Source organism: Rahnella sp. PD4 (genome assembly GCF_049199325.1).
Taxonomy (GTDB): Bacteria; Pseudomonadota; Gammaproteobacteria; order Enterobacterales; family Enterobacteriaceae; genus Rahnella; species Rahnella perminowiae.
Genome location: NZ_JBLZQF010000018.1, coordinates 1 through 20,180, shown reverse-complemented (window position 1 = coordinate 20,180; position 20,180 = coordinate 1). Strand labels below are relative to the sequence as shown.

The 20,180-nt window shown below is 50.9% G+C and carries 16 protein-coding genes, 1 pseudogene and 1 riboswitch; of the genes and pseudogenes, 7 read left to right on the top strand and 10 right to left on the bottom strand.

Features of this window, described 5'->3' with window-relative positions; genetic code table 11:
- Positions 1 to 54 precede the first annotated feature (54 nt).
- On the bottom strand, positions 55 to 831 hold the full coding sequence (gene nudC / locus ACOZIO_RS24740; protein ID WP_129955668.1) for an NAD(+) diphosphatase: 777 nt from the start codon (positions 829 to 831) through the stop codon (positions 55 to 57).
- Positions 832 to 928: 97 nt separating this feature from the next.
- On the opposite strand from nudC, the gene rsd reads away from it, so the two are divergent.
- The 7 genes from rsd (at position 929) to thiH (ending at position 7,279) form a co-directional block, all read left to right on the top strand.
- On the top strand, positions 929 to 1,444 hold the full coding sequence (gene rsd, locus ACOZIO_RS24735; RefSeq protein WP_129992338.1) for a sigma D regulator: 516 nt from the start codon (positions 929 to 931) through the stop codon (positions 1,442 to 1,444).
- A gap of 85 nt (positions 1,445 to 1,529) precedes the next feature.
- A riboswitch (TPP riboswitch) is annotated at positions 1,530 to 1,656 on the top strand.
- Positions 1,657 to 1,802: 146 nt separating this feature from the next.
- Positions 1,803 to 3,767, top strand: a complete 1,965-nt coding sequence (gene thiC / locus ACOZIO_RS24730; RefSeq protein WP_129955670.1) for a phosphomethylpyrimidine synthase ThiC — start codon at positions 1,803 to 1,805, stop codon at positions 3,765 to 3,767.
- The gene (gene thiE / locus ACOZIO_RS24725) at positions 3,764 to 4,417 is read left to right on the top strand and encodes a thiamine phosphate synthase (RefSeq protein WP_129955671.1); all 654 of its coding nucleotides are present in this window, start codon (positions 3,764 to 3,766) and stop codon (positions 4,415 to 4,417) included. Before thiC ends, thiE begins: the two co-directional genes overlap by 4 nt.
- Positions 4,410 to 5,159, top strand: coding sequence for a HesA/MoeB/ThiF family protein (locus tag ACOZIO_RS24720; protein WP_421595860.1), 750 nt, complete (start codon positions 4,410 to 4,412; stop codon positions 5,157 to 5,159). Before thiE ends, ACOZIO_RS24720 begins: the two co-directional genes overlap by 8 nt.
- Complete coding sequence (gene thiS, locus ACOZIO_RS24715) at positions 5,156 to 5,356, top strand: sulfur carrier protein ThiS (RefSeq protein WP_129955673.1); 201 nt, start codon at positions 5,156 to 5,158, stop codon at positions 5,354 to 5,356. The genes ACOZIO_RS24720 and thiS overlap by 4 nt, the downstream gene beginning before the upstream one ends.
- A gap of 1 nt (position 5,357) precedes the next feature.
- Positions 5,358 to 6,137: a thiazole synthase gene (locus ACOZIO_RS24710; RefSeq protein ID WP_129955674.1), complete on the top strand. Its 780-nt coding sequence runs from the start codon at positions 5,358 to 5,360 to the stop codon at positions 6,135 to 6,137.
- Positions 6,134 to 7,279, top strand: a complete 1,146-nt coding sequence (thiH, locus tag ACOZIO_RS24705; RefSeq protein WP_129955675.1) for a 2-iminoacetate synthase ThiH — start codon at positions 6,134 to 6,136, stop codon at positions 7,277 to 7,279. Before ACOZIO_RS24710 ends, thiH begins: the two co-directional genes overlap by 4 nt.
- A 264-nt stretch (positions 7,280 to 7,543) precedes the next feature.
- Here thiH and rpoC read toward each other — a convergent pair whose 3' ends face one another.
- From rpoC to tuf, 9 genes and pseudogenes are all read right to left on the bottom strand, one after another.
- A complete protein-coding gene (rpoC, locus tag ACOZIO_RS24700; protein ID WP_129955676.1) occupies positions 7,544 to 11,764 on the bottom strand; it encodes a DNA-directed RNA polymerase subunit beta' in 4,221 nt (1,406 codons plus the stop codon).
- Positions 11,765 to 11,855: 91 nt separating this feature from the next.
- Positions 11,856 to 15,884 carry a DNA-directed RNA polymerase subunit beta gene (rpoB, locus tag ACOZIO_RS24695; RefSeq protein WP_015699039.1) on the bottom strand — a complete coding sequence of 1,343 codons (4,029 nt, stop codon included), beginning with the start codon at positions 15,882 to 15,884 and terminating at the stop codon, positions 11,856 to 11,858.
- Between the two features lie 332 nt (positions 15,885 to 16,216).
- Complete coding sequence (gene rplL, locus ACOZIO_RS24690) at positions 16,217 to 16,582, bottom strand: 50S ribosomal protein L7/L12 (RefSeq protein WP_013577410.1); 366 nt, start codon at positions 16,580 to 16,582, stop codon at positions 16,217 to 16,219.
- Positions 16,583 to 16,648: 66 nt separating this feature from the next.
- Positions 16,649 to 17,146, bottom strand: a complete 498-nt coding sequence (gene rplJ, locus ACOZIO_RS24685; protein ID WP_013577411.1) for a 50S ribosomal protein L10 — start codon at positions 17,144 to 17,146, stop codon at positions 16,649 to 16,651.
- Positions 17,147 to 17,483: 337 nt separating this feature from the next.
- Positions 17,484 to 18,188 (bottom strand): 50S ribosomal protein L1, encoded by a 705-nt coding sequence (rplA, locus tag ACOZIO_RS24680; RefSeq protein WP_120164019.1) that lies wholly within the window; start codon positions 18,186 to 18,188, stop codon positions 17,484 to 17,486.
- Between the two features lie 3 nt (positions 18,189 to 18,191).
- Positions 18,192 to 18,620, bottom strand: a complete 429-nt coding sequence (rplK, locus tag ACOZIO_RS24675; protein WP_129955677.1) for a 50S ribosomal protein L11 — start codon at positions 18,618 to 18,620, stop codon at positions 18,192 to 18,194.
- A 180-nt stretch (positions 18,621 to 18,800) separates the two neighbouring features.
- Positions 18,801 to 19,346, bottom strand: a complete 546-nt coding sequence (gene nusG, locus ACOZIO_RS24670) for a transcription termination/antitermination protein NusG (protein WP_009639145.1) — start codon at positions 19,344 to 19,346, stop codon at positions 18,801 to 18,803.
- The gene (gene secE, locus ACOZIO_RS24665) at positions 19,347 to 19,730 is read right to left on the bottom strand and encodes a preprotein translocase subunit SecE (protein WP_034794996.1); all 384 of its coding nucleotides are present in this window, start codon (positions 19,728 to 19,730) and stop codon (positions 19,347 to 19,349) included.
- Between the two features lie 253 nt (positions 19,731 to 19,983).
- Positions 19,984 to 20,180, bottom strand: a pseudogene (gene tuf / locus ACOZIO_RS24660) (elongation factor Tu); the annotation flags it as partial.

Genomic DNA, 20,180 nt, shown 5'->3' with positions numbered 1-20,180 from the left:
GTATTCGGGCCGCCCGACAATCGTCTCACAGCATTCTATCACGTAAAACCGCCTCTACTCTTCGTGTTCAGCACGACAAAGAGCCACGGTGTCTTCAATAAGACGGCGCGCGATCGTCCCTGGCGGTGGCAACTGCGGTAATGCATCAAAGCGATACCAGTTCGCGTTAAGCAACTCTTTCGGGTCATGCTGAATGTCGCCACTGTCGTAATCCGCCATAAATGCCATCATCAGCGAATTGGGGAACGGCCAGGGCTGAGAACTGACATAACGGACGTTTTTCACACGAATATTACTTTCTTCCAGGACTTCGCGTGCCACGGTTTCCTCCAGGGTTTCTCCGACCTCAACAAAACCCGCCAGAACCGTGTGAATGCCATTACGATGCCGGACATGCTGTGCCAGCAAAATCTCATCACCCTTACGGATGGCGACAATAATGCAGGGTGCAATCTGCGGATAATAGCGTTCGCGGCAGTGCCCGCAGAGTGCAGCCCACTCGGTTTTGCTGACATGCATTGCATGCCCGCAGTAGCCACAGAACTGATGAGATCGATAAAATTCAGACAGCTGTACACCGCGCCCGACCAACTGGAATAATCCACGATCCTGATCCAGCAACTGACGGGCGGAAAACATATGGTTTGGCATCGCCTGACGAATCAGCCAGACAGGTTCACCCTGCCATTCGCCGATCTGTCGCGCCGTTTTACCGGTCAGAGAAAATTGTGTGGCGCTGCCAAATGGCAGTTCGCCCTCAGGCAGCCATAGCTTGCCGTCCTGGCTGATGACCCACCAGCCATTGTGTTGCTCGGTAATCTGTAATTCCATAATTGTTGTTGCATAACCTCATCGGGACTGACAATCTGAGGGGATATTCACCTGTTAGTAACTTTTAGTTACGTCTTTATCGCTCACGGAGTCAACCATGCTAAATCGTCTGGAAAGACTGACCCAACGCGTTGGTGGCAATAATGCGTTAGTGGATCAATGGCTGCACGCACGCAAAGAGCTGCTGGTTTCGTACTGCACTTTGGTCGGCCTCAAGCCCAATAAAGAAAAACATACCCCTCTCAATGAAAAAGCGCTGGATAACTTTTGCCATAACCTGGTGGACTATCTGTCTGCCGGTCATTTCCATCTGTATCAGCGGATCATTGATGAAGTTGAAGGTGCGAATAGCCCGATAAAATTGCAGGCTGCAAAAATCTATCCTGCACTGGAACTGAATACTGAAACTATCATGGCTTTCCATGATAGTTACACTGAAAATGATATTGATGATGACAATGCTTTCGCATTTCATTATGCATTATCCGATATAGGTGAAGCGTTAGATGCGCGTTTTCAGCTGGAAGATCAATTAATTATTCTCGCTTTTAATCGCAGCAGTCAGGCAGTAAAGCCACCTGAAAATGAAGAACATCTCGCCAGACCGGTTTAAGACTTTGCCCTACTAAAATCCGGCTAAGATTTGTGATTTTAGTAATAGTTTTAGTTGTAGTTTCAAAAAACGCCTCCTATATTGAGGCTTCTTGTCGGAGTGCCTAGCGCATAATTTTCTCGCGAAGATTACGCCAGGCTGAGACCGTTAATTCGGGATCCGCGGAACCTGATCGGGTTAGTACCCGCGAAGGGAACAAGAGTAATGTTATGCGTTCAGCGTAATCTGGCATCTGCCTGCATCAGGCCGCCTGCGCTCCATCGCCCATTTTTACTCCTGCCGTAAACCTCCAGACAAGCAATTTTCCATCACGTTTTTGCCACGTTTTTACTACGCAAAACAACACAAGGAATTTGCTATGTCGAGTACTCAAAAAACTGTTGTTTCTACAAAGACACCTTCAAACCGCCGTGAACAACGGGCGCAGGCGCAGTCGTTTATCGACAGTCTGCAGGGTGAAGCTTTTCCCAATTCCCGCCGTATTTATCTTGAAACTGACCGCCATGATATCCGCGTACCGATGCGTGAAATCCAGCTCAGCCCGACGCTGGTCGGCGGCGGCAAAGACAATCCACAATTCGAAGAAAATGAAGCGATTCCTGTTTATGATACCGCCGGGCCTTACGGCGATCCGTCGGCAGTTATCGACGTGCATACCGGCCTGGAAAAATTACGCGCCCGCTGGATAAACGCGCGGGCGGACACGGAGGAACTCCCGCAGGTCAGTTCCGGTTTTACCCAGCAGCGACTGGCGGATGAAGGGCTGGACCACCTCCGCTTCGAACACCTGCCCCGCCCGCGCAAAGCCATTGCGGGTAAAAATGTCACACAACTGCATTACGCCCGCAAAGGCATCATCACGCCTGAGATGGAGTTTATCGCCGTTCGCGAAAATATGGGGCGTGAACGCATCCGCGGTGACGTTCTGCGTCAGCAACATCCCGGCGAAAGCTTCGGTGCGCATCTGCCCGCCAATATCACCGCAGAGTTTGTAAGACAGGAAGTCGCTGCCGGTCGCGCGATTATTCCCGCCAATATTAACCATCCTGAATCAGAGCCGATGATCATCGGACGCAATTTCCTGGTGAAAGTGAACGCCAACATCGGCAACTCGGCGGTGACGTCTTCTATCGAAGAAGAAGTCGAGAAACTGGTATGGTCGACACGCTGGGGCGCGGATACCGTGATGGATCTCTCCACCGGCCGTTATATACATGAAACCCGTGAGTGGATCCTGCGTAACAGTCCGGTACCTATTGGTACCGTGCCGATTTATCAGGCACTGGAAAAAGTCAACGGCGTGGCCGAAGACCTGAACTGGGAAATGTTTCGCGATACGTTGCTGGAACAGGCCGAACAAGGTGTCGATTACTTCACCATACACGCTGGGGTATTGCTGCGTTACGTGCCGATGACCGCCAAACGCCTGACCGGGATTGTGTCCCGCGGCGGTTCGATCATGGCGAAATGGTGCCTTTCACATCATCAAGAAAGTTTCCTGTATGAGCATTTCCGCGAAATTTGCGAAATCTGTGCCGCCTATGATGTCTCGCTGTCACTGGGCGACGGCCTGCGGCCTGGCTCCATTCAGGATGCCAACGACGAAGCGCAATTTGCCGAATTACGTACATTAGGTGAACTGACCAAAATCGCCTGGGAATATGATGTTCAGGTCATGATCGAAGGACCGGGACATGTGCCGATGCAGATGATCCGCCGCAATATGACCGAAGAACTCGAACATTGCCACGAAGCGCCCTTCTATACCCTCGGCCCGCTGACTACCGATATCGCGCCGGGTTATGACCATTTCACGTCCGGTATTGGTGCCGCAATGATTGGCTGGTTCGGTTGCGCCATGCTCTGTTATGTCACGCCAAAAGAGCATCTCGGCCTGCCTAACAAAGAAGACGTTAAGCAGGGTCTCATCACCTACAAAATCGCAGCACATGCCGCCGATTTAGCGAAAGGACATCCCGGCGCCCAAATCCGTGACAACGCTATGTCAAAAGCACGGTTCGAATTCCGCTGGGAAGACCAGTTTAATCTGGCTCTCGATCCGGCAACGGCTCGTGCCTATCACGATGAAACGCTGCCTCAGGAATCCGGCAAAGTGGCACACTTTTGCTCAATGTGCGGTCCGAAATTCTGCTCCATGAAAATCACTCAGGAAGTGCGCGATTATGCCGCCGCACTGGAAGCCAAAGCCCAGCCGGTTGAAGTTATTGAATCCGGTATGGCACAGATGTCTGCCGAATTCCGTTCACGCGGCAGCGAGCTTTATCATCCGGCCGACAATCTCAGCACGGAGAACAACCAATGAATCAGTCCGCTCAACCCTTTCCTGCCGTTCCGTTCCACCTTGGTTTATATCCGGTCGTGGATACCGTGGAATGGATTGCCCGCCTGCTGGATGCGGGCGTTAAAACGTTGCAATTACGTGTGAAAGATTTGTCTGATGAGGACGTCGAGCCAGCAATTATTGATGCAATTGCGCTGGGCAAAAAATATCAGGCACGGTTATTTATCAATGATTACTGGCGCCTGGCGATAAAGCATCAGGCTTATGGTGTGCATTTAGGTCAGGAAGATCTGGATACTGCCGATCTTGAGGCAATCCGTCAGGCTGGTTTACGGCTGGGCGTATCCACACATGATGATACTGAAATGGCACGCGCTGTCGCCGTGAAACCTTCTTACATCGCCCTCGGTCATATCTTCCCGACGCAGACCAAAGATATGCCGTCGGCGCCACAAGGACTGAAAGAACTCGCCCGACACATCAGGCAACTCAACGGCAGCTTCCCGACGGTGGCCATCGGCGGGATCAGCATTGAACGTGCTCCGTCGGTTCTCGATTGCGGCGTCGGCAGCATCGCCGTCGTCAGCGCCATTACGCAGGCAGCAGACTGGCGGGCAGCCACCGCAGAATTACTGGCTTTATGCGCCAGTAAGGTGCCGGAAGATGCTTAACGATGCGGCTTTTATGCGCTACAGCCGTCAGCTGATGCTGGAGGAGTTCGGTCCGCAGGCACAGGAAAAGCTACAGGCGGCGAAAGTCCTGATTGTCGGGCTAGGCGGACTGGGATCGCCGGCAGCCTTATATCTGGCAGCGGCAGGCGTAGGTACGCTGGTTCTGGCCGATGACGATCAATTACACATCACCAATCTTCAACGACAGATACTCTACCGCACCGCAGATCTCGATCAGCCCAAAGCGGTTCTGGCAAAACGTGAATTACTGCGTCTGAATCCGCTTTGCGAAGCCGTGGCCATCACGGAGCGTCTGACAGGCGAAGCGTTGATCCGTGCCGTGTCAGACACCGATATCGTTTTAGATTGCAGCGATAACATGGAAACCCGGCACGCGGTTAATAAAGCCTGCGTAGAGGCTAAAAAAACCTTGATCAGCGGTAGCGCCGTCGGATTCAGCGGACAGCTTCTGGTGCTAGAAGCGCCTTATGTACACGGTTGTTACGCCTGTTTGTATCCGGATCAGGAAACCGTACAGCGCAATTGCCGAACATCAGGTGTGCTCGGCCCGGTCGTTGGCACCATCGGTACATTGCAGGCGCTGGAAGCACTAAAAATCCTGGCGGGACTGCCTTCCGTACTGAGCGGAAAGTTACGTCTGTTCGACGGTAAAACGCAAAACTGGCGTTCACTGCAACTCACACGTTCATCAGCCTGTGCCATCTGCGGAGGCCACGCATGAACATTCTGGTCAATGAAGTACCACACCAATTCAGTCAACCGCTCACCTTGTTGAACCTGCTCAGTTTACTGGCATTAAATCCTGCAGGCAGCGCACTGGCGGTTAATCAGGTCATTATTCCCCGCGATAACTGGCCTGCTCATTTACTGGAAGACGGTGACGAGATCCTGCTCTTTCAGGCGATAGCCGGAGGCTGATATGTTAAAAATTGCTGATACCACCTTTACGTCACACCTTTTTACCGGAACGGGAAAATTCGCCAGCCCGGCGTTAATGCAACAGGCACTGGAAGCATCCGGCACTCAACTGGTGACCATGGCGATGAAACGTGTTGATCTGCGTCGCGGAGGGGATGACATTTTGTTTCCTTTGCAGCAGCTCGGGGTCCGTTTGTTGCCTAACACATCCGGTGCTAAAACAGCTGAGGAGGCCGTATTTGCCGCACAACTGGCAAGAGAAGCACTGGCAACAAACTGGGTGAAGCTTGAAATTCACCCAGACGTAAAATACCTGCTGCCCGATGCCATAGAAACGTTGAAAGCCGCAGAGATTCTGGTGAAAAAAGGATTCGTTGTTTTGCCGTATTGCAGCGCGGATCCGGTGTTGTGTAAACGTCTGGAAGAAGTCGGTTGTGCCGCCGTCATGCCCCTGGGTGCGCCGATCGGCTCCAATCAGGGTCTGCAAACCCGTGAGTTTTTGCAAATCATCATTGAGCAGGCACAGATTCCGGTCGTCGTTGATGCCGGTATTGGTGCCCCAAGCCAGGCCGCTGAAGCGCTGGAAATAGGGGCCGATGCTGTATTAGTCAATACGGCGATAGCCGTCGCAGGCGATCCGGTTGCTATGGCAACGGCATTCCGGCTGGCGGTACAGGCCGGCGCAATCGCCCGTCAAAGCGGCCTGGGTGGCAGGCAGCGGCAAGCCAGCGCGTCAAGTCCGCTGACCGGTTTCCTCAATGCTCCGCAGGTATCCCTATGAATAACTTTACGGATGTGTGGTCAATGCTGGACTGGGATGATATTTCCCTACGCATCAACAGCAAAACATCCCGTGATGTTGAACAGGCGCTCAGCCGCAACAAAATCAGCCGTGAAGATTTCATGGCATTAATTTCTCCGGCTGCGCTGCCTTATCTGGAAACTATGGCGCAACGCGCTCAACAACTGACACGTCAGCGATTCGGCAATACGGTGAATTTCTTCGCCCCCTTGTATTTATCCAATCTTTGCGCCAACGAATGTACATATTGCGGCTTTTCGATGAGCAATAAAATCAAACGTAAAACGCTGGATGAAAATGAAATCAGTCGGGAGTGTGAAGCGCTGAATGCGCTGGGCTTCAAACATCTGTTATTGGTCACCGGCGAACACAAGGGAAAAGTCGGCATGGATTATTTCCGCCGCCATTTGCCGCCAATCAGAAGCCATTTCGATTCGCTGATGATCGAAGTTCAGCCGCTACAGCAGGAAGAATATGCCGAGCTGAAAACGCTGGGGCTGGACGGTGTATTGGTTTATCAGGAGACCTATCACGCACCGACCTATGCCTTGCATCATCTTCGCGGACAGAAACAAGATTTTTTCTGGCGACTGGAGACACCGGACCGGCTCGGGCGGGCAAGGATCGATAAAATCGGACTTGGGGCCCTGTTTGGGCTTTCAGGCAACTGGCGGACGGACAGTTATATGGTGGCCGAACATTTGTTGTACCTCCAACAAACCTACTGGCAAAGCCGTTATTCGGTGGCATTTCCGAGATTGCGCCCTTGTACCGGCGGTATCGAACCAGCTTCTTTGTTAGAAGAAAACCAGCTTGTACAACTGATATGCGCTTTCAGGATGCTGGCACCGGATGTCGAGCTTTCATTGTCGACGCGCGAATCACCTTACTTCCGCGATCATGTCATCCCGCTGGCGATCAACACCGTCAGCGCAGGATCTAAAACACAACCCGGTGGCTATGCCGATGATCATCCGGAACTTGAGCAATTTGCACCGCACGATAACCGATCCCCGCAACGTGTCGCAGAGGCATTAACACAAGCCGGGCTGCAGCCGGTCTGGAAAGACTGGGACAGTTTTTTGGGGCGGGTCTCGCAGGAAAATGTCGCCGGAGGGTAATTTAGTAAACTCTCAGGAATACAGATTCCATAAAACAATTTTGCTCCTCGCGCCAGCAGTCCTGGGGCATTAATGTGCCTTTGCCACTGCACATTCGCAACTGGCCGGCGCCATTCATCCCGGCGCTGCTTCCAAATAGCCGGAACAGGTTATCGTCCAGTTTCCTGTTCCGGCTCCTCTTTACCCGCCACGTCCTTTCTCAAATTTCAGGTAAAAAAAAACCGCCCTCGAAGGGGCGGTTTTATGCGTTTCGACAGAAGACGATTAATCGTCGCTGTTACCGAAACCTGCGTTCAGCAGTTCAGCCAGGTTAGCCGTTGCTTCATCCGCACTGACTTGCGGTACAACTGGCACTTCGCCCTGTGCTTTACGGCGTGCACGATCCTGATGATAAGCGTAACCGGTACCGGCTGGGATCAGACGGCCAACGATAACGTTCTCTTTCAGGCCACGCAGTTCATCACGTTTACCCGCAACAGCGGCTTCAGTAAGAACGCGCGTGGTTTCCTGGAACGATGCAGCAGAGATGAAGGATTCGGTCGCCAAAGATGCTTTGGTAATACCGAGCAGATCACGGGTAAAGGTTGCCGTGATTTTGCCTTCAGCTTCCAGCTGACGGTTAGCGATTTTAACGCGAGACATTTCTGCCTGCTCGCCTTCCAGGAAGTCAGTGCCACCAGCGCTAACGATGGTGCCTTTACGCAACATCTGACGAACGATAACTTCAATGTGCTTATCGTTAATCTTAACGCCTTGCAGACGGTAAACTTCCTGCACTTCGTTAGTGATGTAGCGGGTAACCGCATGAACACCACGTAAACGCAGGATGTCGTGCGGAGACTCAGGGCCGTCGGATACGACGTCACCACGTTCCACAACTTCGCCTTCGAACACGTTCAGCTGACGCCATTTAGGGATCATTTCTTCGTAAGCATCGCTGCCATCCAACGGAGAAATTACCAGACGACGTTTGCCTTTGGTTTCTTTACCGAAGGAGATGATCCCGCTGATTTCAGCAAGGATTGCAGGCTCTTTCGGACGACGTGCTTCGAACAGGTCAGCAACGCGTGGCAGACCACCGGTGATGTCCTTGGTACCGCCGGATTCCTGAGGAATACGCGCCAGGGTGTCACCGGAGTGGATCTGAGTACCATCTTCCAGCTGAACGATCGCTTTACCTGGCAGGAAGTATTGAGCAGGCATATCAGTACCTGGAATCAATACGTCGTTGCCTTTAGCATCAACGATTTTCAGTGCCGGACGCAGATCTTTACCGCTACCGGTACGCTCTGCAGAGTCCAGAACAACCAGAGAAGACAAACCGGTCAGGTCATCAGTCTGGCGGGTAATGGTCTGAGTATCCACCATATCGGCAAAGCGAATGAAACCACTCACTTCACTGATAACTGGCATGGTGTGCGGATCCCAGTTAGCCACGGTTTCGCCGCCGTTAACTGCTGCGCCATCACCTTTGCCCATCACGGAACCGTAAGGCACTTTATAGCTTTCTTTGGTACGACCAAATTCGTCGATCAATTTCAGCTCAGTGTTACGGGAAGTGATAACCAGTTTGCCGTTAGAGTTGCTAACGTGCTTGTGGTTGCTCAGTTTAATGGTACCGGTATTCTTAACCTGAATGCTGGATTCCGCTGCCGCACGAGATGCCGCACCACCGATGTGGAAGGTACGCATCGTCAGCTGGGTACCCGGCTCACCGATTGACTGTGCTGCGATAACACCGATCGCTTCACCTTTGTTGATGATGTGACCACGTGCCAGGTCGCGACCGTAGCAGTTTGCACACACACCAAAGTCGGTTTCGCAACTTACGACTGAACGTACTTTCACGCTGTCGACAGAGTTCTCTTCTAACAGATCACACGTCTTCTCGTGAAGCAGGGTGTTACGTGGAACCAGGATATCCGCCGTACCCGGCTTCAGGATATCTTCTGCAGTCACACGACCCAGTACACGTTCGCGCAGTGGTTCTTTAACGTCGCCACCTTCGATGACCGGAGTCATCATGATGCCTTCGTGAGTACCACAGTCGTCTTCGGTCACTACCAGATCCTGTGCCACGTCAACCAGACGACGGGTCAGATAACCGGAGTTCGCCGTTTTCAGTGCGGTATCCGCCAAGCCTTTACGAGCACCGTGAGTAGAGATGAAGTACTGGAGTACGTTCAGACCTTCACGGAAGTTCGCGGTGATTGGCGTTTCAATGATGGAACCATCCGGCTTGGCCATCAGGCCACGCATACCGGCCAGCTGACGAATCTGTGCAGCAGAACCACGCGCACCGGAGTCGGCCATCATAAAGATACTGTTGAAGGAAACCTGCTGTTCAACAACACCGTCACGGTTGACGACGTCTTCAACAGACAAGTTTTCCATCATTGCCTTAGCAACACGTTCGTTGGCCGCAGCCCAGATGTCGATCACTTTGTTATAGCGTTCGCCAGCAGTTACCAGACCAGACTGGAACTGTTCCTGGATTTCAGCAACTTCAGTTTCTGCTTCTTCGATGATCTCTGCTTTCTTCGCAGGGATTACCATGTCATCGATACCTACTGATGCACCTGAACGGGCAGCGTAAGCAAAACCGGTGTACATGATCTGGTCAGCAAAAATAACGGTCGGCTTCAGGCCCAAAATGCGGTAACAGGTGTTCAGCATTTTGGAGATAGCTTTTTTGCCCAGAGGCTGGTTGACGATAGAGAACGGCAGACCTTTTGGCACGATCATCCACAGGATGGCGCGACCGACAGTCGTGTCAATAATCGACGTCTTATGCGTAACTTCGCCTTCGGTATTTTTGATCTCTTCAGTAATACGCACTTTGACACGCGCATGCAGAGAGGCCAAACCGGCGCGGTAAATACGCTCAGCTTCTTTAGGACCGGTCAGAACCATGCCTTCGCCTTTGGCGTTAACACAGTCACGGGTCATGTAGTACAGACCCAATACAACGTCCTGAGAAGGAACGATGATTGGCTCGCCGTTCGCAGGTGACAGGATGTTGTTGGTAGACATCATCAACGCACGCGCTTCCAGCTGAGCTTCCAGCGTCAACGGTACGTGAACAGCCATCTGGTCACCATCGAAGTCGGCGTTATATGCCGCACAAACCAGCGGGTGCAGCTGGATTGCTTTACCTTCGATCAGAACCGGTTCAAACGCCTGAATACCCAAACGGTGCAGGGTTGGTGCACGGTTCAGCAGTACCGGGTGTTCGCGGATAACTTCGTCCAGGATATCCCAAACGACAGCTTCTTCGCGCTCAACCATTTTCTTCGCGGCTTTGATGGTGGTGGCGAGGCCACGCAGTTCCAGCTTGCCGTAAATGAACGGTTTGAACAGTTCCAGTGCCATTTTCTTCGGCAGACCACACTGATGCAGACGCAGGTATGGACCTACGGTGATAACGGAACGACCGGAGTAGTCGACACGTTTACCCAGCAAGTTCTGACGGAAACGACCCTGTTTACCTTTAATCATGTCTGCCAGAGATTTCAGCGGACGCTTGTTAGAGCCGGTAATTGCACGACCGCGACGGCCGTTATCCAGCAAAGCATCTACCGCTTCTTGCAGCATACGTTTTTCGTTACGTACGATGATGTCTGGCGCAGCCAGATCCAGCAGGCGTTTCAGACGGTTGTTACGGTTAATCACGCGACGATACAGATCGTTCAGATCTGACGTTGCGAAACGGCCGCCGTCCAGCGGAACCAATGGACGCAAATCTGGCGGCAATACCGGCAGCACGGTCAGGATCATCCACTCTGGTTTGTTACCAGACTGAACGAACGCTTCCAGCAGCTTGATACGCTTGGTCAGCTTTTTACGTTTGGTTTCGGAGTTAGTTTCGTTCAACTCTTCACGCAGTTGTTCGCACTCTGCTTCCAGGTCCATGTTTTTCAACAGAGCCTGAATGGCTTCCGCACCCATCTTCGCGTCGAACTCATCACCAAACTCTTCCAACGCATCCAGATACTGCTCTTCAGTCAGGATCTGGCGTTTTTCGAGGTTGGTCATGCCGCCTTCGATAACCACATAGGATTCGAAGTACAGAACACGTTCGATATCACGCAGTGGCATATCCAGCAGTAAACCGATGCGCGATGGCAGCGATTTCAGGAACCAGATGTGTGCAGTCGGGGAAGCCAGTTCGATGTGGCCCATACGCTCACGGCGTACTTTAGTCTGGGTCACTTCAACGCCGCACTTCTCGCAGATCACGCCGCGATGTTTTAAACGCTTGTACTTACCGCACAGGCATTCGTAGTCTTTTACTGGTCCGAAGATACGGGCACAGAAAAGGCCGTCACGTTCTGGTTTGAACGTACGGTAGTTAATGGTTTCTGGCTTCTTAACTTCACCAAAAGACCAAGAACGGATCATGTCTGGCGATGCCAGAGCAATTTTGATCGCATCAAACTCTTCGGTCTTAGTTTGCGCTTTCAGAAACTTTAGTAAGTCTTTCACGGATTGGCTCCCGTCGGGTTAGACCTGTTAGGCACCTGGTCTGTATTGATTAACAGGCAGGTGCCCCTGTGATCAGTGCGAATTCGAGTACTTACTCGTCTTCCAGCTCGATGTTGATACCCAGAGAACGGATTTCTTTCAACAGTACGTTGAAGGATTCCGGCATGCCTGGTTCCATACGATGATCGCCATCTACGATGTTTTTATACATCTTAGTACGGCCGTTCACGTCATCGGACTTAACAGTCAGCATTTCCTGCAGGGTATAAGCGGCACCGTATGCTTCCAGTGCCCACACTTCCATCTCACCGAAGCGCTGACCACCGAACTGAGCTTTACCACCCAGCGGTTGCTGAGTAACAAGGCTGTAAGAACCGGTAGAACGCGCGTGCATCTTATCGTCAACAAGGTGGTTCAGTTTCAGCATGTACATATAGCCGACGGTAACCTGACGCTCGAATTGCTCGCCGGTACGGCCGTCAAACAGTGTGATCTGACCAGAGGTTGGGATTCCGCCCATTTCAAGCAGTTGCTTGATCTCTGTCTCTTTCGCACCGTCGAAGACTGGTGTTGCGATTGGCATACCTTTTTTCAGGTTCTCAGCCAGACGCAATACTTCATCATCGGTGAAGGTGTTCAGATCCACTTTCTGACGTACATCGTCGCCCAGATCGTAGGCACGCTGGATGAACTCGCGCAGCTTAGAAACTTCTTCTTGTTTCTTCAGCATGGCATTGATTTTTTCACCAATACCTTTCGCGGCCATACCCAGGTGGGTTTCCAAAATCTGACCAATGTTCATACGTGATGGAACGCCCAGCGGGTTCAGTACGATATCAACCGGAGTCCCGTTTTCATCGTAAGGCATATCTTCGATCGGGTTGATCTTAGAGATAACACCTTTGTTACCGTGGCGGCCGGCCATCTTGTCACCAGGCTGGATTTGACGTTTAACGGCCAAATACACTTTAACGATTTTCAGCACGCCTGGTGCCAGATCATCGCCCTGAGTGATTTTACGACGCTTAGCTTCGAGTTTTTTCTCAAACTCGGATTTCAGTTCGTCGTACTGTTCAGCAAGCTGTTCCAGTTGGTTCTGTTTGTCTTCGTCAGTCAGTGACAGTTCTAACCAACGGTCGCGAGGCAATTTGCCCAGCTTGTCAGCTTCAACACCGCCAGCAACCAGCGCAGACTGGATACGTGCAAACAGACCGGCTTCCAGGATCTGCAATTCTTCAGTCAGGTCTTTCTTAGCCTGCTTCAGCTGCATCTCTTCGATTTCCAACGCACGTTTGTCTTTTTCCACGCCATCGCGGGTGAAGACTTGCACGTCGATAACCGTACCGGAAACGCCGTTTGGTACACGCAGAGAAGAGTCTTTAACATCAGACGCTTTCTCACCGAAGATCGCACGCAGCAGTTTCTCTTCCGGCGTCAGTTGGGTTTCACCTTTAGGCGTAACCTTACCCACCAGAATGTCACCACCGGTCACTTCAGCACCGATATAAACGATACCGGATTCATCCAGTTTGGAGAGCGCAGCTTCACCCACGTTAGGGATGTCAGCGGTGATCTCTTCAGGCCCTAACTTGGTGTCACGGGACACACAGGCCAGTTCCTGGATATGGATGGTCGTGAATCGGTCTTCCTGCACAACACGTTCGGAGACCAAGATGGAGTCTTCGAAGTTGTAACCGTTCCAAGGCATGAACGCGACACGCATGTTCTGACCCAGAGCCAGTTCGCCCAGATCTGTTGACGGACCATCTGCCAGCACGTCGCCGCGCTCGATTGGCTCGCCCAGATTCACACACGGCATCTGGTTGATGCAGGTGTTCTGGTTAGAACGGGTATATTTGGTCAGGTTATAAATGTCGATACCTGCTTCGCCCGGGTACATCTCTTCTTCGTTAACACGAATAACGATACGGGACGCATCCACGTACTGAACAATACCGCCACGTTTAGCTACGGCAGTAACACCGGAGTCAACCGCTACAGCACGTTCCATACCAGTACCCACCAGCGGCTTATCAGCGCGCAGAGTCGGAACGGCCTGACGTTGCATGTTCGCACCCATCAATGCACGGTTGGCGTCATCGTGTTCCAGGAATGGAATCAGTGAAGCACCAACGGAAACAACCTGTTGGGTGGAAACGTCCATGTAGTCAACCTGATCGCGGCTAAACAGGCTGGATTCGCCTTTGCTACGACAAGTGACCAGGTCTTCAATGAAGCGCCCTTCTTCGTCCAGGTTGGAGTTCGCCTGAGCGATAACGAAGTTGCCTTCTTCAATAGCAGACAGATAGTTGATTTCATCAGTCACCAGACCATCACGTACGCGACGGTAAGGGGTTTCCAGGAAACCGTACTCATTGGTCTGTGCATAAACAGACAAGGAGTTGATCAGACCGATGTTTGGACCTTCTGGCGTTTCGATTGGACATACGCGACCGTAGTGAGTCGGGTGTACGTCTCGAACTTCAAAGCCAGCACGTTCACGGGTCAAACCGCCCGGACCCAATGCAGAGATACGACGCTTATGCGTGATCTCAGACAACGGGTTGTTCTGGTCCATAAATTGTGACAGCTGGCTTGAGCCGAAGAATTCTTTCACCGCAGCCGAAATTGGCTTAGCGTTGATCATATCCTGAGGCATCAGCGTGTCGAGGTCGCCCAGAGACAGACGCTCTTTAACCGCACGCTCAACACGAACCAAACCTACACGGAATTGGTTTTCAGCCATTTCGCCGACGGAACGAATACGACGGTTGCCCAAGTGGTCGATATCGTCCACTTCGCCCTGGCCGTTACGAATACCGATCAGCTTTTTCATAACCTGAATGATGTCGTCTTTGCTCAGGATACCTGAACCTTCGATTTCATCACGCAGCAGAGAACGGTTGAACTTCATACGACCCACTGCAGACAGGTCGTAACGATCTTCAGAGAAGAACAGGTTCTCGAACAGGCTTTCAGCCGCTTCACGCGTTGGTGGCTCACCAGGACGCATCATTCGGTAGATCTCAACCAGTGCGCTCAGGCGATCGCTGGTTGGGTCGACGCGAATAGTCTCGGACATGTAAGCGCCATGATCGAGGTCGTTGGTGAACAGCGTTTCAATGGTTTTGTGGCCGGACTGGCTGAGCTTAGCCAGCAGATCCAGAGACAATTCCATGTTAGCCGGGACGATCAGCTCACCGGTATTGGTGTCGATGTAGTCTTTAGAGACCACTTTCCCTGCGATGTACTCAACAGGAACTTCGATGCGCTGAATTTCGTCTTTTTCAAGCTGACGAATATGACGGGCAGTGATACGGCGGCCTTTTTCTACATAGACTTTGCCGTCAGCTTCGATATCAAAGGAAGCTGTTTCACCACGCAGGCGTTCAGGTACCAGTTCCATCTGCAACTTGTTGTCGCGGATCTGGTAAGTCACCTTGTCAAAGAACAGGTCAAGGATCTGTTCAGTCGTGTAATTTAATGCACGCAGAATGATAGTCGCAGGCAATTTACGGCGACGGTCAATACGCACAAAGAGGTTATCTTTCGGGTCAAACTCGAAATCTAACCATGAACCGCGGTAAGGGATGATACGTGCGTTATAAAGCACTTTACCCGATGAGTGGGTCTTACCCTTGTCGCTGTCGAAGAATACGCCCGGACTACGGTGCAGCTGAGATACGATAACCCTCTCAGTACCGTTAATCACAAAGGTACCATTTTCGGTCATGAGCGGAATTTCGCCCATATAGACTTCTTGTTCCTTGATGTCTTTGACCGTACCTTCTGGTGCTTCGCGTTCGTAGATCACCAGACGCAGTTTCACACGCAGTGGCGCGGAGAACGTCACACCACGGATCTGGCATTCTTTAACGTCAAATACTGGCTCACCAAGACGGTAGCTAACGTATTGCAGCTCAGAGTTACCGCTGTAGCTCTTGATAGGGAATACAGAACGGAATGCAGCTTCCAGACCGTACTGGCCTTCCGGGTCTTGCTCGATAAACTTCTGGAACGAGTCAAGCTGGATAGAAAGGAGATATGGAATGTCCAGAACTTGTGGACGTTTACCAAAATCCTTACGAATGCGTTTTTTCTCGGTATAGGAGTAAACCATAGGGTTCCTCAGCTCGCTGATCAGTGACCCAATCTTGTCTGCCCTGAGAAGGACAGTTCATGCAACACCGTTTATGTCGACCGGAAAGCAGAAACGCTTTCCGCAATATCTGTTTTCTACCACTCTTAAATCATTTCGTTGTGCGTTATCTGTAGATGAGCTACAGCAAGAGGCAACAATATATTAAGGCGTCTATAGAAAGAGATATTAGAGTAGTTCAGTGCTCAAACAGTGTGAAACATCACTGACACTCTATAGCGCAAAAAGGCTGGTGACTAAAAAGTCACCAGCCATCAGCCTGTTAGGACAGACTGCACTCCGGGAAGTTAAACTTACTTAACTTCAACAGAAGCACCAGCTTCTTCCAGAGATTTTTTCAGAGCTTCAGCGTCATCTTTGCTGATGCCTTCTTTCAGAGCTGCTGGAGCAGACTCAACCAGGTCTTTAGCTTCTTTCAGACCCAGGCCAGTCGCGGTGCGAACAGCTTTGATAACTGCAACTTTGTTCGCGCCAACAGCGGCCAGAACAACGTCGAACTCAGTTTTTTCTTCAACAGCTTCAGCAGCAGCAGCAGGACCTGCAACAGCAGCAGCAGCAGAAACGCCGAATTTTTCTTCCATAGCGGAGATCAGTTCAACGATTTCCATTACAGACAGAGCTGCAACGCCTTCAATGATTTGTTCTTTAGTGATTGACATTTCAAGTGTTCCTAGAATTCAGAAATAGTTTATACGTAAGCAAATGAACGAGATAAAAAAGGCTGATTAAGCAGCTTCTTTCTGATCGCGTACAGCAGCCAGAGTGCGAACCAATTTGCCTGCAGAGGCTTCTTTCATGGTTGCCATCAGGCGTGCGATTGCTTCTTCGTAAGTAGGCAGAGTTGCCAAGCGGTCAATTTGAGCCGCAGAGATAAACTCACCTTCAAAGGCCGCAGCTTTAACCTCAAATTTTGCATTCGCTTTAGCGAAATCTTTGAACAGACGGGCAGCAGCGCCTGGGTGTTCAGTAGAGAATGCAATCAAGGTTGGACCGACAAACGTGTCTTTCAGGCACTCAAACTGAGTACCTTCTACGACGCGACGCATCAAGGTGTTGCGAACAACACGCATGTAAACGCCAGCTTCACGACCTGCTTTACGCAGTTCAGTCATTTTATCTACAGTTACGCCACGGGAATCCGCAACAACCGCAGACAGCGCGCCTTTGGCTACTTCGATGACTTCAGCAACAATCGCTTGTTTGTCTTGAAGATTTAATGCCATTAGCTTTTTGCTCCTGGATTTAGCCGGGGAAAATCCCCGGAACTCACATCACTTGTTATCGAGAATCGATATCAAGCGTTCAAACACGGTGAGCAGAGAATCCAGCAAAGACAAATCTTAATTCTTTATAAAAAAGACAAAGAAATATTTTCTTCAGGCTCTGTCACCGTCTACGCAGGAAGGATTAAGCCCTTTTCGGGGCACCTGCGGTCTTGGACGGAGGCCTGGATAGGCCAGGCTCCAACCGAAAAATCTTGGTTTCGCATTAACGAAACAACGGGCCATAGATTCTAGACAAATCTATCGCCCGCGTAAAGCGATAAACGTCAGCAGTTAATTAGTTAACTGTTGCGCTCAGGCCGCTTTGATCAACAGCAAGACCCGCGCCCATGGTAGTGGACAGGCTTACTTTCTTGATGAAAACGCCTTTAGCCTGAGAAGGCTTCGCTTTTTTCAGAGCGACCAACAGAGCTTCCAGGTTTTCTTTCAGCTTGTCGGATTCGAAATCAACCTTACCGATAGTGGTATGGATGATGCCGTTTTTGTCGTTACGGTAACGAACCTGACCTGCTTTAGCGTTCTTAACCGCTTCAGCAACGTTAGGGGTTACAGTACCGACTTTCGGGTTAGGCATCAGACCGCGTGGGCCCAAGACCTGACCTAATTGGCCAACAACGCGCATTGCATCTGGAGATGCGATAACAACGTCGAAGTTCATTTCGCCTTTCTTGATCAGGTCAGCCAGATCTTCCATACCAACCAGTTCAGCGCCTGCAGCTTTAGCAGCTTCAGCGTTTGCACCTTGAGTGAAGACGGCAACGCGAACAGAACGACCGGTGCCGTGTGGCAGTACGGTTGCGCCGCGAACGTTTTGATCTGATTTACGAGCGTCGATGCCGAGGTTAACAGCAACGTCAACGCTTTCTACGAATTTAGCAGTGGCCAGCTCTTTGAGCAGAGCAACGGCTTCGGTGATGTCATACTGTTTAGTAGCATCAACTTTGTCACGGATCACGCGCATGCGCTTGGTCAGCTTAGCCATTTATTAATCCTCCACTACCAGGCCCATGGAACGAGCAGTACCTTCGATGGAGCGAATCATCGCTTCAACGTCAGAACCAGTCATGTCCGCAGCTTTGGTTTCTGCGATTTCACGAACCTGAGCACTCGTTACTTTACCTACTTTGTCTTTGTTCGGCTTGCCGGAACCAGACTTGATACCAGCCGCTTTCTTCAGCAATACTGCTGCAGGAGGGGTTTTGGTAACGAAGGTGAAAGAACGGTCAGAATAAACAGTAATAACAACAGGAATTGGCAGGCCTTTTTCCATGCTATCAGTCTTAGCATTGAACGCCTTACAGAATTCCATGATGTTCACGCCTTGCTGACCCAGAGCTGGACCAACTGGCGGACTTGGGTTTGCCATACCAGCTGAAACTTGCAGCTTAACGTAGGCTTGTACTTTCTTGGCCATGGTAAATATCCTCGTTTGGGTAATATCGCCTGTTTGAAGAGGCTCCCCGTTATTTACAGTACTTTGTTCTTTATCATTTATGTGCCAAGAAGACTGCACATAAAAACAAAAGGCGCGAAATTATAGTTTAATTTCGCGCCTTGTACAACAACTGTTCTAACGAATATTTAGAACGTTGTATTAGCCCTTTTCAACCTGACCGAAGTCCAGTTCAACCGGTGTTGCACGGCCAAAGATGGAAACAGACACTTTCAGGCGGCTTTTCTCGTAATCAACTTCTTCGACCACACCATTGAAGTCTGCAAACGGCCCGTCATTAACACGTACCAGTTCACCTGGTTCGAACAATGTTTTAGGGCGTGGTTTATCCCCCACTTGTTGCAGGCGATTCATGATCGCATCAACTTCTTTATCGCTGATTGGTGCAGGACGATCTGACGTTCCGCCAATGAAGCCCATAACACGAGGAACGCTGCGAACTAAGTGCCAGCTGGCGTCATTCATTACCATCTGTACCAGCACATAACCCGGGAAGAATTTACGTTCACTTTTACGGCGCTGGCCACCACGAATTTCAACCACTTCTTCGGTTGGAACCATGACTTCACCAAACAGTTCTTCCATGTCATGTAATTTGATGTGCTCACGCAGCGATTGCGCTACGCGGCCTTCAAAGCCAGAAAACGCCTGAACGACGTACCAACGTTTTTTAGGTGCTTCAGACATTTAGAACCTCAAGCCAGTAATGAAAGATACCAGGCGGACTAAAATACCATCCAGCCCCCACAGAATCAGAGACATAACGGCAGTTACCGCCGCAACGATCAGTGTGGTATGCAATGTTTCCTGGCGCGTTGGCCAAATGACTTTACGTACTTCAGTTCGCGCTTCACGAGCAAACGCAACTGTTGCCTTGCCTTTAGTGGTCAGTAAAGCCACTGCGCCTGCAATTGCGATAATAACAACTACGGCTAACGCGCGTAACGGCAGGCTGTATGCACGGTAATAATAGTTACCGACAATAGCTACAACCAACAAAACGGCAACAACCAGCCACTTTACCGCTTCCAGGCCGCGCCCGCTCCCTTGAGCCTCGGTATTCGCACTCATAAACCAACCCGTCACAATGATTCAGAACAAACAACTTTGCCTCGCATTGCGAGGCAAACCAAACCGATCGATGCTCTACTTGAGCGCAATTCGGTGTTTTACGCTATATCTCAGAGCCTATCTCACCAGTGATTATGACGTATAAATCGCTGATGAGATAGGTTCTAGCGCCACAGCGTAGAAAAAAGGGCATCGAATGATGCCCTTTTAGTGTGTATTGCGTCAACGAATAGTGACAAAAAACTATCAGCGATTAAGCGATAACTTTAGCAACAACACCAGCACCTACAGTACGGCCGCCTTCACGGATTGCGAAACGCAGGCCGTCATCCATCGCGATTGGGTGGATCAGCGTAACAACCATGTTCACGTTGTCACCAGGCATTACCATCTCAACGCCTTCTGGCAGTTCGATAGTACCGGTCACGTCAGTTGTACGGAAGTAGAACT